Here is a 15598-nt window from a genome sequence, read left to right as displayed (position 1 = left end):
TCGCACATGGGAGCTGAAACAAGAACTATTCAAGATATCCGGCCGGAGTGCCAAGGAAATCAGATCGCCTCGATGGGTTGTCAAGCCGCCGCCCATCACCCCGGACTGTTCATCGTCATGGTATTGACGCCAAACCGTGCAGATTTCGGGTCGACGGGGAAGAAAAATTAGACTGCCAGATAAGCCCCAATGACTGCCGCTATCTGATCCGAATTCAGAGCCCCCATCTGGGAGTCCATCAAAGCGTCCAGCTGTTCGCTGGACAGGTTCGCAATGTCTTCCGTGGACAGCCCCGCTACACCGGCTGAGCTGAACGATGCGACATCTTCCGTTGAGAAGGTTGCCAGATCGTCCGTGGTCAATGCCGCGACTTGCGCAGACGTCAGGGCACTGACCTGGCCCGATGTCAAAGCCTCGGCCTGCTCTGTCGTCAAGGCGGCAATGACCCCGGTGCTCAATCCAGCGACCGCGTTCGTGCTTAACACGATGATATCATCGGTGGAGAACTGAGCTATGTCGTCTGTGCCGAGCGCTGCGGCCTGTATTGCGTTCAGGGCGCCGACCTGCGACGTGGACAATGCCGCGATTTGGCTGGTGCTCATCGCCGCCACTTGGTTGTACCCCAGCGAGCCAATCTGGCTTGTCGTCAAACCGGCAATCTCGACGGTGGAAAGGGACGCGATGACAGCCGTGGATAGTCCCTTTATGGCGTCCGAGCCGATCAGCGCGAGTTCGGCGGTTGAGAATGTTTCCAGATCCTCCGCGGTCAGGCCTGCAAGCCCACCCGCACTCAAAGCGGCAATTTGGCTGGTGGAAAACGCTTCGATCTGCTCGGTGCTCATGGCGCTGACCTGATTGCTGCTCAGGCCTTTGATGCCAGCCGTGCCCAAAGCGGCGATCTCCCCAGTGGAAAGTGCCGCGATGAAGTTCGCGGACAGTCCCTTTATAGCGGTCGAGCTGATCGCCGCGAGTTCAGCGGTCGAGAATGCCTCCAGATCCCCCGCGGTCAGGCCTGCAAGCCCATCCGCACTCAAAGCGGCAATTTGGCTGGTGGAAAGCGCTGCGACCTGCTCGGCGCTCAATGCGCCGACCTGATCGCTGCTCAGGCCTGCAATACCGCTCGTGCTCAAGGCGGCAACCTGATTGGTCGAGAGAGCCGTTATGTCGTCGGTGCCCAGAACTGCCACCTGGTTGGAACCGAGAGAGCCGACCTGGGCAGTGGTCAAGACCGAAACCTGGTCGGTGCTCAAGGCAGCGATCTGGCCAGTGGAAAGACCCGCAATCCCGGCCGCGCTCAACACGGCGATCTGGTCTGTTGAAAGCGCGGCAATCGTGTTCGTGGACAGACCCGTTATGGCTCTCGAACTGATTGCCGCGATGTCGGCGGTCGAGAAAGTTTCCAGGTGGTCCGCACCGAGCACCGCAATCTGCTTTGAGCTCAGCGCAGCAACCTGAGCAGCCGTCAAGGCCTCAACCTGGCTGGTGTTCAAGGCGGCGATCTGGCCGGTGGAAAGGCCCCCAATACCGGCCGCGCTCAAGGCAGCGATCTGGTCCGTCGAAAACGCGGCGATTGTGTCCGTGGAAAGGCCCAGAATGGCACTCGAACTGATCGCCGCCATGTCGGCGGTTGAGAAAGCCTCCAGATCGTCCATACCCAGGGATGCAATCTGCGTCGAACTCAACATTGCAACCTGGACAGAGGTCAGGGCCTCGATCTGGTCGGTGCTCAACGCATTGATCTGGCCAGTGGAAAGGCCCGCAATGCCAGCGGTGCTCAAGACAGCGATCTGGTCCGTCGAAAGGGACGCTATGTCGTCTATACCCAGGGATGCAATCTGTTTGGAGCTGAGTGCACTGACCTGAGCAGTTGTCAATGCCTCAAGCTGGTCAGTGCTCAATGCATTGATCTGGTCTGTGGAAAGACCCGCAATGCCGGCCGCGCTCAAGGCAGCAATCTTGTCCGTCGAAAACGCAGCTATCGCGCCTGTGGACAAGCCTGATATGGCACTCGAGCCGATCGCCGCGATATCAGCGGTTGAGAAGGCCTCCAGATCGTCCGTGCCCAGGGCTGCAATCTGCGTCGAACTCAGTGTTGCAACCTGGGCTGTGGTCAGGGCCTCAAGCTGGTCAGCGCTCAACGTAATGATATCGATGGTGCTCAGGCCCTTGATGCCAGCCGCGCTTAGGGCGGCAATCTGGTCGGTCGAGAGGGCCGCCATGTCGTCGGTACCCAGGGCCGCAACGTGTTTGGAGCTGAGAGCGCCGATCTGGGAAGTGGTCAACGCCTCAACCTGGTCAGTACGCAACGCATTGATCTGGTCGGTCGCAAGGCCCGCAATGCCGGCCGTGCTGAAGGCGGCAATCTGGTCCGCAGAAAGGGCCGCTATGAGGTCTGTCGACAATCCCGACGTGGCGCTCGAGCTGAGCGCCGCGATGTTCTTGGTCGAGAGGGCCTCTAGGTCGTCCGTTCCGAGGACCGCGACTTGGGCGGAGCTGAGAGCGCCGACCTGGGCAGTGGTCAAAGCCTCAAGCTGGTCGTTAGTCAAAGAAACGAACTGTGTGGTGCTCAGTCCTGCAATGCCAGCCGTGCTCAAGGCGGCAATCTGGTCGGTCGAGAGAGCCGCTATGTCGTCGGTGCCCAGGGCCGCAACGTGTTTGGAACTGAGAGCACTGACCTGATTGGTCGACAAGACCTCAATCTGGTCAGTGCGCAACGCATTGATCTGGCTCGCGGAAAGGCCAGCAATGCCAGCCGTGCTCAGGGCAGCAATTTCATCCGTGGAAAGGGCAGTTACAACAGCTGTGGACAATCCCGATACGGCACTCGAACTGATCGCTGCGATATCGGCGGTTGAGAAAGTTGCGATGTCATCCGTGCTCAAGACAGCGACCTGCTTGGAGCTGAGGGCGCTGATCTGAACGGTGGTCAAGGCCTCAACCTGGTCAGAGCTCAACGTAACGATATCTATGGTGCTCAGTCCCGCGATGCCATCCGTGCTCAGGGCGGCAATCCGGTCAGTCGAGAGGACCGCTATATCGTTCGTGCTCAAGGTAGCGACTTGTCTGGAGTTGAGAGCGCCGATCTGGGCAGTGGTCAACGCGGCAACCTGATCGGTGCTCAAGGCGTTGATCTGCTTCGTGCTCAATGCCGCAGTGCCCGCCGTGCTTAACGCGGCAATCTGGTCGGTCGAGAGGGCTGCTATAACATCTGTCGACAGGCCCGATATGACATCCGCGCTGATCGCCGCGATATCCGTGGTCGAAAAGGCCTTGATGTCGTCCGTATCAAGCGCCGTGATTTGCTGGGAGCTAAGAACGCTGATCTGCTTGGTCGACAAGGCCTCAATCTGGCCGGTGCTCAGGGCGTCAATCTGCGTCGTCGTCAGTCCCGCAATGCCAGCCGTGCTCAGGGCGGCAATCTGGTCTGTCGAGAGGGTTGCTGCAACAGCGGCGGACAGGCCCGATATGGCACTCGAACTGATCGCCGCGATGTCCTTGGTCGAGAAAGTTGCTATGTCGTCCGTGCCCAGGGCAGCGACCTGTGTCGAGCTGAGAGCGCCGACCTGGGCAGTGGTCAAGGCCCCAACCTGATCAGTGGTCAGAGCAACGATCTGTTTGGTACTCAGTCCAGCAATGCCAGCTGTACCCAGGGCGGCAATCTGGTCGGTCGATAGGATCGCTATGTCGTTCGTGCCCAAGGCGGAGACTTGCGCCGAATTCAGCGCGGCAACCTGCTTGGTGCTCAAGGCGGCGACCTGGCTGGTGCTCAGGGCAGCAATCTGGTTGGTGCTCAGTCCCGCAATGCCAGCCGTGCTCAAGGCGGCAATCTCATCAGTGGACAGGGCCGTTACAACAGCGGTGGACAGGCCCGATATGGCACTCAGACTGATCGCCGCGATGTCCTTGGTCGAGAAGGTTGCTATGTCTTCCGTGCCCAGGGCAGCGACCTGTGTCGAGCTGAGAGTGCCGACCTGAGCAATGGTCAAGGCCCCAACCTGATCGGTGCTCAGGGCAACGATCTGTGTGGTGCTCAGTCCTGCAATGCCAGCCGTGCTCAGGGCGGCAATCCGGTCGGTCGAGAGGATCGCGATATCGTTCGTGCCCAAGGCAGCGACTTGCCCCGAACCCAGCGCTGCAACCTGCGTGGTGCTCAATGCGGCGATCTGGCTAGTGCTCAGGGCGTCAATCTGGCCGGTGCTCAGGCCCTTGATGCCAGCCGTGCTCAAGACGGCGATCTTGTCGGAGGACAATGCCGCGACATTGTCCGTGCTCAAGGCAGCGACCTGGGTCGAGCTCAGCACCACAATCTGTTTGGTGCTCAAAGCAACGATCTGGCTGGTGCTGAGGGCGTCAATCTGGTCCGTGTTCAGTCTCGCAATGCCAGCGGTGCTCAGGGCGGCGACCTGGTCAGTGGAAAGGGCCCCGATGACGTCCGTCGCCAATCCAGATATGGCACTCGAGCTGATCGCCGCGATATCACCGGTCGAGAAAGTTGCTATATCGTCCGCATTCAGAACCGCGAGCTGTGCAGAGCTGAGAACACCGATCTGTGTTGAGGACAAGGCTTCAATCTGGCCCGTGGACAAGGCTTCAATCTGATCGGTGCCCAGGCCCCCAGTGGCCTTCACACTCAGGGCGGCGACCTGGTCAGTGGAAAGGGCCCCGATGAGGTCCGTCGACAATCCCAATATGGCACTCGAGCTGATCGCCGCGATATCACCGGTCGAGAAAGTTGCTATGTCGTCCGTATCCAGGACCGCAAGCTGTGCAGAGCTGAGAACACCGATCTGTGCCGAAGACAAGGCTTCAACCTGGCCCGTGGAAAAGGCTTCAATCTGATTGGTGCTGAGGCCCGCGACGCCCATTGTGCTGAGGGCGGCAACCTGATCGGTGGACAATACCGTGACATTGTCCGTGCTCAAGGCAGCGATTTGCGTCGAACTCAGCGTCGTCACCTGAGCGGCGGATAATGCCGCAGCCTGGCCGGTGGACAAGGCCGCGATCTGCGCGGTCGTCAGGCTCGCGACCGCACTCGTGCTCAATGCGGCGAGCTGAGCGGTGGAAAGCGACGCGATAACGCCCGTGGTCAAGCCCGATACGGCTTTATTACTGATCGCTGCCATGTCCGCGGTCGAGAATGTCGCTATGTCGTCTGTCCCCAGGGCCGCAAGCTGTGCCGAGCTCAGCGACTTCACCTGTGAAGCCGATAGCGCCTCAGTTTGGCCGGTGGACAGGGCAGCGATCTGTGCGATCGTCAGGCTCGCGACCGCACTCGTGCTCAAGACGGCGATCTGAGCGGTGGAAAGCGCCGCGATAACGCCCGTGGTCAAGCCCGATATGGCGTTGCTGATCGCGGCAATGTCGGCGGTCGAGAATGTCGCTATGTCGTCCGTCCCCAGGGCCGCAAGCTGTCTGGCGTTCAGCGACTTCACCTGTAAGACGGATAGCGCCTCAGCTTGGCTGATCGACAATGCGCCAATCTGCGCGCTCGTTAGGCCTGCGACGCCGTTTGTGCTCAGGGCGGCAACCTGATCGGTGGACAATACCGTGACATTGTCCGTGCCCAAGGCAGCGACTTGCGTCGAACTCAATATCCTGACCTGTGCGACGGACAATGCCGCAGTCTGGCCGGAGGACAACGCGCCGATCTGCGCGGTCGCCAGGCTCGCGACCGCACTCGTGCTCAAGGCGGCGACCTGAGCGGTGGAAAGCGACGCGATAACGCCCGTGGTCAAGCCCGATACGGCTTTATTACTGATCGCTGCCATGTCGGCCGTCGAGAATGTCGCTATGTCGTCTGTCCCCAGAGCCGCAAGCTGTGCCGAGCTCAGCGACTTCACCTGTGAAGCCGATAGCGCCTCAGTTTGGCCGGTGGACAGGGCAGCGATCTGTGCGATCGTCAGGCTCGCGACCGCACTCGTGCTCAAGGCGGCAACCTGAGCGGTGGAAAGCGCCGCGATAACGCCCGTGGTCAAGCCCGATACGGCTTTATTACTGATCGCTGCCATGTCGGCGGTCGAAAATGTCGCTATGTCGTCCGTCCCCAGGGCCGCAAGTTGTCCCGAGCTCAGCGAGTTCACTTGTAAGGCGGATAGTGCCTCAGCCTGGCCGGTCGACAGGCCCCCGATCTGCGCGGTCGTTAGGCCTGCGACGCCCTTTGTGCTGAGGGCAGCGACCTGATCGGTGGACAATACCGTAACATTGTTCGTGCCCAAGGCAGCGACTTGCGTCGAACTCAACGTCTTGACCTGTGCGACGGACAATGCCGCAGTCTGGCCGGAGGACAACGCGCCGATCTGTGCAGTCGTCAAGCTCGCAACCGCGCTTGTGCTAAAGGCAGCAATCTGGTCAGTGGAAAGGGAGGCAATAACATCCGTGGTCAGGCCCGCTGCCGCGCTTCCGATAGCCGCGATATCAGCGGTTGAGAAGGTTGCCAGGTCATCCGTGCTCAAGGCCGCGAGTTGCGACGCACGAAGGGCGCTGACTTGAGAGGAGGTCAAGGCTTCCGCCTGGCCCGTCGTTAAAGCACTAATCTGCGTCGTGGTGAGTGCTGCAACCTGGCTCGAGCCCAAACTTTCGACGTCATATTTATCCAGAACAGCCAATTGATCCAGAGTCAAACCAACGACGGCGCTTTGTGAAATGGCGTTTAACTGCCGACTGCTGAGGACATCGACATCCTCGGTGTCTAAAGCGGCGATTTGAGCTGAAGAAAGCGCTTTGATCTGAGTTGTGGAAAGCGACGCCACATCTTCCGTGGTCCAGGCCGATACTGCCGCAGTTGAAAGAGACCTGATCTGACCGGTGCTCAGGGAAGAAATGGTCGAGGTCATGCGTGAAAGCCCTTGATGTAAGCCGATTGTCTAAATCAATTTAATTTACCGACAGTCGCCCCGTAGAAGGATGGACCTCCATGCAAGAACCTGCAGCGCATCCACGACCAGCGGCCGGTGTTGCCTGTCTGGCCGGACGCTGACATTGCTACCGGTCATTCAAGCCGACCACCTCACAGGAAAAGATTTTAGGTGAATTGGCTTGCCCGAACCTGAAGTTGTGAGGTGCTCCCGGCAAATTGAGCGCCATTTGGTTCCATCAAGGTCCGAAGTCTTTCCGAGGGGCAAATTGCCTTTGTTCTGAAGTAGGCGAAGGATGGTGCGCCCACCGCGGTTTGCCGGGAGAGAGGACCGCACGCCTCTCTTCCCTCAAAACAGCAGTAACGCCTTCGGCGCACGCCTGGCCCGCCCGCAATGCCGTTGAAGGGCTGCAGCTTCATCTATCTACGTTGCAACAACCATAACGGGATATCCACGTACCATCGACGACAACGTCCTCCGATCGGCTCGTGGCGCCGACCGAAATCGTCTCGGTCTCCGTCAAGAAGCATGTCGTTTCCTGTGGTGAAATCACCAAGGCGATCGCGGATGTACATGCCGCTACGGCGTAAAATCAGAGCGGCAGCAACGCCTATTCGGTGATCGTATACTCGCCGAGTTCGCAGAGATTCTTCTTATCTTCGGTGGTATCGAGTTTCGTGCTTCCCTCGAATTCCATGCGCATATCGTACTCACAGACGGTCCGCCCGTCCGCGATCGTCAGTTCGATGCTTTCGCCCGGTTCGAGAACCTGGTTACCGAAAACATCCCCCTCCCAATCGTTCACGCCGACGGGGGATGTATAAAAATGCGTGAGCGTTTCGCTCGTCCCGTTTTTCAGCGTGAAGACGAGGTCTTCCGCGAAGGAGGGGCCGGCAAAAAGAACAGCCGCGGCGGCGGCGAAGGCGAGGCGTTTCATGTAGGATTGTCCTGTGGTGAGAGTTGTGTACGAGAGAGCTAACGTTTTAAGATATCAGAATATTCTAGGTGTCACGTGCGGGAGGCGAGACGATTTTGTCGGCCTGCGTAACGATGAAGGCGGTTGACGCGGCCCCTCTGTGACCACGCCGTCCCGCGACCATCCACGCCTCACTCGTACCTGCGGCGGCGATGAGGTCTGCCGCAACGTTTGCTTTCAAAAGAATTAACAAAACTTCTACAACCTGAAATTGACAAGCATTTTTATTCGCGCTAAGAGTTAAATGCAACCAAGAGGAGGAATGCAAATGGCATACGCAAAAAACCCCTTCCTTCAAGCAGCGCGTGCAACATCGTCGACCAAACCCAGCAGCGGTTTCTGGTCCTCGCCGGCCGGAAAACATGTGCGTCTGGCCAGAAGCTGCTTCGCGTTGGCCAAGAAGCACCAGACGGCTGGCAACAAAAAGAAATACTGGAACTTGCTGAAGACGGGTCGCGGAGCCTTGGCTCTGGCGCGGCAGGAAATTTATCTCTGGAAGCGCGGGCAGAGCATCCGGCGCAAGTCTTACGCGATCCACCGAACCGCTTAGGCGGACCGGTCCACCCTTGCTTAGGACCCTGTTCCCACTGGATTCATTCGGCGGCGGAGGACGGTTGCCTTGCCACAGGCAACCTGCCTCTCGGCAGCCGCTTCGATCTCTGGAGGAACGACTTGTTCGGAGAGAATGAGATGAGTGACTCCTTGCTTTTTGGATATTCGGTAGAAGAGAACGGCGGCAAGTTTGTAATTACGCTGGCGGGCACACTGGCGGTTCCGATTATGCAGGATATTGCCGCCAATATCGGCCCCGGCGGCGCAGCTACGCCGGGACTGCCGATGATGTTTCCCTACAGCCTTCTGGCATCCCACGCCGTCAGGATGACCGTTCAGGCGGGAGGCGAGGCCGATGAACAGGAGGACGCCACGCTGGCGGATATCTTCGGTCAGGGCTTCGACAAGGACCTCGGCGAGTTCGACCGGCAAGTGGGGCGTTATCGGGAACTATTGTCAGCGACCGTCGCAGTCGGCCCGGGGCTCGAAGTGCCATTCACGAAGGGCGAGGCGAACGATGCCGCCAGGCCAAAGAGAGCCGAGATCAAAACCTAAGAGTACCCAGGGAGAGAAACGATGGTTCAACTGTCCCGCGAGGAGACCTTTCTCCTGCTGACTTGCAGGCCGTGTCTGACGCCCTCCGACGATCAACGCCTGCTACAAATCGTCGATCCGGACCTGGATTGGTCCTTTGTACTATGGCGCGCGGAAAGCTATCAGACGCTGTCACTGTGCGGCTTCCACCTCGGTCGACTGGGCCTGATCTCCCGGACGCCGGCTTGGGTCATCAGCTACATTCACACGTGGTCGCAATTGTCCAAGGCGCGGAGCGAAGTGCAGTTCCGTCAGCTTGGTGAACTTCTGGGCCATTTCCGCGCCTGCGGCCTGGAGCACTATTTGTTCAAGGGGCCATTGTTGTCCGCCTTACTCTATCCTGACCCGGCGTGGCGGCCCATGCAGGATCTGGACATCATGGTACGCACGGCGGATGTCCGGCGGGTGCAGAAGGAACTCTACCGGCTCGGGTACAAGCACGGCGTCTTTAATCCGGCCGACGGTGTTTTCACGCACATGTTCCGCAAGATCACGCCCGAAACCTTGGAGCACAAATACGCGCTTCATTCGGTCACCAAGGTCGAGGTGATACGGCCGAGTTTCGATACGAGCCTGATCGCGCCGGAATGGAGAATGCGGCAGATCAAATCCTTCGTTCAAGTGGATGGATCGGTAAGGATGCCGGTGTTCGTCGACATCCATTTCAATCTCGGGGCCGGCATGGACGAGATTGACGTCTGGCGCCACGCACGCGCGCTCAAGCTGCTCGGCCACGATGTGCCTTGCCAATCGCTCACTGCCGCCCTCTGGTTCAGCGCGGCCCGCATCTATTTTGAAGCCTATCAGCATGGCACGCTAAAATTGCAGATGCTAGGGGATATTGACGCGCTGCTGCGTCTCCACCCCGCAGACATTGATTGGGTTGAACTGCTTGCCGTCGCGACAAAATACGGTTTCTCGGCGGCAATCTTCTACGTTTTGGAGCAGGTGCGGCGTCTATTCGACGCGCCGGTGCCCTTAAAGGTCCTGGCTCTGCTAATGCCGGATCCACAACGACAGCCGGATCCGGCTGACTTCGGAGATATCATCCCGAAACTACTATCGCGAACCGTCGTAAGCGACTTGCAACTCGCCTAACCGCAGCGTCAGCAGCCGTTTCGCAGGCAACACCTTTTACACTTCAATCACAGCGGGCATGGACACGCCGCCGCATGGCAGCGCAATGCCCATCCTCATGAGGAGAAAATAATGGAATGCGTGGCTATCATCGGAGGGGGGCCAGCTGGCCTTGCGACTGGTCAGGCGCTCGCCAGACAGGGAATCGAATTTGTTCTCTTCGAGGCCGGTCCCACGCTTGCCGAACGCAGGCACGACGCGGCAGCCCAACTGGGCAGCGGAATTGGCGGGGCCGGGCTTTTTTCGGACGGCAAGTTCAGCTTCTTTCCCTCCGGCACGCACCTTTACAATCTGGAGAACTCCGCCCGCCTTCATCAAGCCTATGGCGCGATCCAGTGCCAACTGACCGAGGTCGGTATATCAGCTCCCCCCTTGATCGATGAAGCTGTCCCCGGCTTTTCCGGTGAAGGTGAAAGCATGGTTTCGAAGCCTTATCTATCAACCTACGGCTCGCTTGAACAACGCAACGCGCTGATTGCGGCCATGAGCCATGAGTTTCGCGAAAGGATCCGCGCCAATACGCGTGTGGAATCGATCCTCCCCTCGCCCGCCGGCTATTTGGTGCGCAGCCGCGGAGCGGATGGAACCATTGCAGAGGACACCTTCGATCACCTTGCGATCGCAACCGGACGCTTTGGTCCGCAGGCGCTGCCGGACATGCTGCCAGCGCCGGAGATGACCGACTTGCGATACGAGTTCGGCATTCGTATCGAACATCCAAACGGAGTCGGTTTCCTGGAGGTGGTGAAGCGGCCCGACGTCAAATACATCCTGGACGCAACCGAAGCCGAGGTGCGGACTTTTTGCACCTGCCGCGATGGTGAAGTCTGGATGATCCCCTACGGCAATGTCGCCGCGCTTTCCGGCCGCTCGGACGGACCGCCGAGCGGATACTCCAATTTCGGGCTATTGGCGCGGTTCACGGGAGATAACCTCGACAAAGGCCGGCAGATCTGGGCGGAGCTGCGGCATCAGCTCGGGGACGATGTGCCGGCGACATGGCAACCGCTGGCCGAGTTCCTTGGGGGCGCATCCGCACCGAACGAACGCGATCCGGAGCCGGCTCGTCGCCCCTGGTTCCCGCAGCAACAGTTTCGCCGCGGCGACGTTGCCGCCCAGCTGCCTTCCGAACTCTACCGAATCCTCGCCGAGAGCGCGCGCAAGATCATCCAGCGGTTTCCCGACATGGCAACGCCGGAGGCAGTCTGCCTGTTTCCGGCGGTGGAGGGCGTCGGCGCTTTTCCGGCCATCGACGCGGGTCTGCGAGATTACTGCGGACGCATTTGGTATTGCGGCGACGTCGTCGGTCGGTTCCGCGGGCTCGTACCGGCCCTCGTGAGCGGATATTATGTGGGAACGGCCATCGCGGCTCATCTGCGCGAAAAGCAGGACATGACGGCACCGGGCGAATGGCGGGTGGCCGCGGCGCAGTAGCATCAGGAACTGGCAGCCATTTTGAACACCCCGTAGATGGGCCGGCTGCTGAAGCCGGCGCCACGGGCGATCATCAGCAAGGACGGAAAATGCTGGTAGCTATTGAAGGAATTGACGGGGCGGGCAAAACCCACATTGCGCGAAAGCTCGCTCCCTATCTGAATGACCGAGGGTATGATGCTCGGTATCTAAACAAGAGTGATATATCGTTGGGGGATGACTTTGCCGACAGCCGGCTTGGGCTGCTGCGGGAGATTATCTGGCCGGAACGGGGAGAACCGGCGCAAGACTTGCTTGGCACGCATTTCTATCTGTTCCTACTTGCCTCCTGGTTCTCCGCGGTGGGTCAGGTACTTCATCGGGAGCAAAGCTCCGGCGACCGCGTCACGGTGATGGACGGGTCGCATTACCGCGTCGTTGCCAAGGCGCATTGCAGGGCGCGGATCGAACTCACTCAGCTTTTCAGGTTGTTCGCACAGGCTGCCGAGCCCGATTTGGTCGTCCTGTTGGAGATCGACCCGCACGTATCATGGCGTCGCCGCACAGCCTTCAAAGAGACCGAGATCGGCCGCTGGGACGGTTATTGCGGCGATCCCTGCGAAGCTTACTGCGCCTATCAATCGACGATCCAACAGCTCTTGCTTCACATGGCCCGCGAACGGGGTTGGCTCGTCGTTCCACAAGACGAAAACACGCGGGATACCGACATAGTCGACTGCATTGTCCATCACGTTGACAACGCAACTTACCGCGGGAGAGGCAGTCCAACCAGGACTTCCTTGCAGAGCAAGCAAAGGCTGCTCTCTCGATAGCATAAATCCCAGCAGTGGCGCCGCATCAAAAATCCGAGACGCCGTCCGCTTCGCCGCTGACGCATAGCGGTTGCTGATCTCAGCGGATTTGTTGCCGGGCGCGTGTGGCGATTCTTTCGTAGATGTCATGAATTAGTTCACGCATCTGAAAAGCGCGACGGACCCCCTGGGGCAGAAGCGCCTTCAGGTGCTCTCGGCCGGAATCGAGGCCGACGATGGGGGCGAAAGGCGTCATGACAGTGGTCTGATCGGCAGGATAGAGGCGCACGAATTCGACGAAGTTGGTGAAATCCTCGTGGTTATAGGACTGGAGCAGGAACGTCTCGGCGGCAAGCCCCTCGGCCAGGACCACTTCATGGGTATCGAGCACAATGTGGAAATATTCGATCATCTCCTGGTTTTCCGGAAGGGCAGGCGCAATCGAGATCCCATTGACCAGGTCCTTCACCCGGATGAGCACACCATCGATGAACAGGGCGTGACCGGCAGAGAGATAGAGATCCCGGTGGGGCGTCTGATGGTCAAGAGCGTGTCGCGAAATGCGGATCGGCACGACGCTGTCATTCCAGGATGATCCGCTTCGCTTGTAAAGATGGCGACCGATCCATTTGACCGCCAGGGCTTCGCCTCGCACCGTTTCAACGCGATCACCGATCTGAAGATCCTCAATGCAGACCTCGCCCGTCGGGGTCAGGATGGCGGTGCCGCGCAGGAAGCACATCGGGCTGCCCCCGGACTGGCCATTGCCCCCGGACTGGCCATGGGATTTGCCTCCGGGCTGGCTATGGGGCTTGCCGTCGTGTTTCCACCATTTCCTTCCCCTGGCCTCGGTCGAAGACGGAAACATTGCCGCCGCCGCAAGCGTACCCATCGCCGCAATCCTGGCACTCGTTGCGGCCGCCAACCCGAGGGAGTGACGGCGTGCCCGATTGAGCTGCATATTTGGTTCATTGCCGGGCATCTTGCTCTCCTCATTAGGTTTTTTAAGCCGGTCCAGGAAACACGCGTCGATTTTGCATCAGAACGCCGTATCAGGATATCGCCCTTTTCGTGCATGCGCCGTAACTCGCGCGCGCTATAGGGCGTAGGCGCCGGAGGGGGCCGCAGACCTTTTGATGGAGGAATTGTACTCTACCATCGCAAGGTCGGGTGGTGGAGACGACCGGCGTTTTCGCTGAGGCTGTGATTGCATCCTGACTGCACAGCGCTGACGAGGCTTCGTGGCACCCGGCTCTTGCCTCTTCCAAGACTCGCAATGGCCGCCCGATCGTCGCCTCCCCCTGGCGTCAAGCGTGGCAGCGCGCAACCGCAGTTGGTGCGGGAAACGAAGCGAAGCCTTGCAGGAGCGCAGGCATATTGAGCAGTTATAACGCCGCCATATTCGGACGAAACCGCACGGCATGTCGAGGCAACAAAAATGTTCGATAATGCTCAGGTTCGGCGGGAACAAGTCTTTACGGGCTCTCGCCGCTCCGGGCAGCCGCTTCCCGCACCCGCGTTTTCAAGCGTGCGATGCCACCTGCCCCTCACCCGACGGGTTTCTGTAGTCGAAGCCGATCAAAACGAGTTGACTTCGCCGAACGCCAGCAGCCGCACTACATTCCTCTGGACGGCCCGGCCACGGAGGAGCTACCCCCTTGCGCGCGTTTCACGTCACACACATCGTCGCGCTATTGCTTGCGCTTCTGGTCACATCCGCACCGGCACAGAAGCAGCGCGACCGGCCACAGCGGCAAGACGCGCAGAGCGGGATTTTCAGCCTTATTCCGCCGGACTCCGTTACGGAGCATAGTTTGAGGTTTGGTATCAAGACGCTGCCTTATAGTGCAACGATGGGCACGCTCGACGTGTTCGGGCAGAATGGTGAGCGCTCAGCCAAAATCTTCTACACAGCCTATGTTGCGAACGACCGGCCGATCGACCGGCCCCTCACCTTCGTCTTCAACGGTGGCCCGGGCGCCGCTTCGGCGTATCTTCACCTAGGGCTGGTCGGTCCACGCATACTTGAGTTCGGTCCACGTCAGGACGATGGAACGCGACCATTGCTCACGGATAATCCGGACAGTTGGCTCGCCTTTACCGACCTCGTCTTGATCGATCCAGTCGGGACTGGCTGGAGCCGCGCCGCCAGCAATGAGGATGCCAAAAGTTTCCATGGGGTTCGTCAGGACGCCGAAAGCCTTGCCAAGATAGTCGCGTTGTACACGCAGAAGAACGGTCGGCTCCCGTCGCCGAAATATCTTGTAGGTGAAAGTTATGGCGGATTTCGCGTCGCAAAGGTTGCTTCGGCTTTGAAAGACACGCAGGGAATTCTTGTCTCAGGCATCATCATGATCTCACCGATGATCGAGGGCCGGTTTCTGTGGGGCGCCGATGAGGATCCACTAACCGCTGCTCTGCGCTTGCCATCGCTCGCCGCTGCAGCTCTTGAACGGAAAAATGCGTTCGATCCGACCCTCGTGGAAGAGGCCGAACGGTTTGCCATGTCCGACTATCTTGTCTCGCTCGCAGGTCCTTCCCCCAGGGGGGCTTCCGCTGATGCGCTGTATGCGCGCGTCTCGGCACTTACGGGTATCCCGCAGCAGGAGGTTTCGCGAACGCGCGGCTTCATCGGTGACATTTACGCAAAGCAGTCAGCTGGCGCGGGCAGGGTCATCAGTCCCTATGACGCAGCGCATTCTGTTGTCGACGCCTATCCCGACGCGGCCACAAGCCGGAATGATGATCCGGTCCTTGACGGTTATACCCGGGCCTACGGCGCTGCCTTCGTCGCTTACGCGCGCGACGAACTCGGCTTCAAAACGGATATGACCTACACGCTCTTGAACGAGGATGTGAACCACCGCTGGGAATGGAACAGCGGCCGGGGTTCTGATAGCCGCGTTACCGCGTCTGCGGCAACCAATATTCGCGACCTCTTATCAGTGATCCCTCAGTTTCGGGTGATGGTATCGCATGGATACAGCGACACGCTGACACCCTATGGCTTCAGCAAATATGTTCTCGACCATTTGCCGTCGTCTCTGGGCGCGGGACGTGTGAAGCTCGATCTGTATCGGGGCGGACATATGTTCTATACGGCACCGGCATCGCGGGCTGCATTTTCGCAGAACACACGCCGCTTTTACGAGACTGTGTGGAAATAACTGTGAGTCGAAATCACTTGAGCGGGTTGGCTTGGGCTCAGAGTCGAACCGCGCTAGTAGCGTGGGGTTCCGCAATAAGCACGAATTTTCGTT

General features: G+C 59.3%; 9 protein-coding genes. 6 read left to right on the top strand and 3 right to left on the bottom strand.

Features of this window, described 5'->3' with window-relative positions; translation table 11 throughout:
- Positions 1–167: 167 nt before the first annotated feature.
- Both ACSQ2W_RS23825 and ACSQ2W_RS23820 read right to left on the bottom strand, forming a co-directional pair.
- A complete protein-coding gene (locus ACSQ2W_RS23825; protein WP_436088604.1) occupies positions 168–6833 on the bottom strand; it encodes a hypothetical protein in 6666 nt (2221 codons plus the stop codon).
- 631 nt (positions 6834–7464) lie between these two features.
- Positions 7465–7791, bottom strand: coding sequence for a hypothetical protein (locus tag ACSQ2W_RS23820; protein ID WP_436083861.1), 327 nt, complete (start codon positions 7789–7791; stop codon positions 7465–7467).
- 307 nt (positions 7792–8098) lie between these two features.
- Here ACSQ2W_RS23820 and ACSQ2W_RS23815 point away from each other — a divergent pair, with 307 nt between their 5' ends.
- The 5 genes from ACSQ2W_RS23815 to ACSQ2W_RS23795 all read left to right on the top strand — a co-directional run bounded on the left by ACSQ2W_RS23815 (position 8099) and on the right by ACSQ2W_RS23795 (position 12359).
- Positions 8099–8380 carry a hypothetical protein gene (locus tag ACSQ2W_RS23815; protein ID WP_436083862.1) on the top strand — a complete coding sequence of 94 codons (282 nt, stop codon included), beginning with the start codon at positions 8099–8101 and terminating at the stop codon, positions 8378–8380.
- A gap of 140 nt (positions 8381–8520) precedes the next feature.
- Positions 8521–8937 (top strand): hypothetical protein, encoded by a 417-nt coding sequence (locus ACSQ2W_RS23810; protein ID WP_436088603.1) that lies wholly within the window; start codon positions 8521–8523, stop codon positions 8935–8937.
- Between the two features lie 21 nt (positions 8938–8958).
- Entirely contained in the window at positions 8959–10074 is a 1116-nt protein-coding gene (locus ACSQ2W_RS23805; protein ID WP_436088602.1) for a nucleotidyltransferase family protein, read from the top strand.
- A gap of 111 nt (positions 10075–10185) precedes the next feature.
- On the top strand, positions 10186–11547 hold the full coding sequence (locus ACSQ2W_RS23800) for an NAD(P)-binding protein (protein WP_436088601.1): 1362 nt from the start codon (positions 10186–10188) through the stop codon (positions 11545–11547).
- An 89-nt stretch (positions 11548–11636) separates the two neighbouring features.
- Positions 11637–12359, top strand: a complete 723-nt coding sequence (locus ACSQ2W_RS23795; protein WP_436083866.1) for a hypothetical protein — start codon at positions 11637–11639, stop codon at positions 12357–12359.
- Positions 12360–12438: 79 nt separating this feature from the next.
- On the opposite strand, the gene ACSQ2W_RS23790 is transcribed toward ACSQ2W_RS23795, so the two are convergent.
- A complete protein-coding gene (locus ACSQ2W_RS23790; protein ID WP_436088600.1) occupies positions 12439–13320 on the bottom strand; it encodes a Hint domain-containing protein in 882 nt (293 codons plus the stop codon).
- A gap of 676 nt (positions 13321–13996) precedes the next feature.
- Here ACSQ2W_RS23790 and ACSQ2W_RS23785 point away from each other — a divergent pair.
- Entirely contained in the window at positions 13997–15505 is a 1509-nt protein-coding gene (locus ACSQ2W_RS23785) for a S10 family peptidase (RefSeq protein WP_436088599.1), read from the top strand.
- Positions 15506–15598: the final 93 nt, after the last annotated feature.

Source organism: Pararhizobium sp. LjRoot255, assembly GCF_964252905.1.
Lineage (GTDB): Bacteria > Pseudomonadota > Alphaproteobacteria > Rhizobiales > Rhizobiaceae > Pararhizobium.
The sequence above is the reverse complement of the archived record's forward strand: the minus strand, read 5'-3'. Positions and strand labels throughout refer to the sequence as shown.

What these genes read in the sequence shown, in the direction of transcription:
- ACSQ2W_RS23820 (WP_436083861.1), bottom strand. Translation starts at nt 7,791, where the DNA reads ATGAAACGCCTCGCCTTCGCCGCCGCCGCGGCTGTTCTTTTTGCCGGC.
- ACSQ2W_RS23800 (WP_436088601.1), top strand. Translation starts at nt 10,186, where the DNA reads ATGGAATGCGTGGCTATCATCGGAGGGGGGCCAGCTGGCCTTGCGACT.
- ACSQ2W_RS23815 (WP_436083862.1), top strand. Translation starts at nt 8,099, where the DNA reads ATGGCATACGCAAAAAACCCCTTCCTTCAAGCAGCGCGTGCAACATCG.
- ACSQ2W_RS23790 (WP_436088600.1), bottom strand. Translation starts at nt 13,320, where the DNA reads ATGCCCGGCAATGAACCAAATATGCAGCTCAATCGGGCACGCCGTCAC.
- ACSQ2W_RS23795 (WP_436083866.1), top strand. Translation starts at nt 11,637, where the DNA reads ATGCTGGTAGCTATTGAAGGAATTGACGGGGCGGGCAAAACCCACATT.
- ACSQ2W_RS23805 (WP_436088602.1), top strand. Translation starts at nt 8,959, where the DNA reads ATGGTTCAACTGTCCCGCGAGGAGACCTTTCTCCTGCTGACTTGCAGG.
- ACSQ2W_RS23810 (WP_436088603.1), top strand. Translation starts at nt 8,521, where the DNA reads ATGAGTGACTCCTTGCTTTTTGGATATTCGGTAGAAGAGAACGGCGGC.
- ACSQ2W_RS23825 (WP_436088604.1), bottom strand. Translation starts at nt 6,833, where the DNA reads ATGACCTCGACCATTTCTTCCCTGAGCACCGGTCAGATCAGGTCTCTT.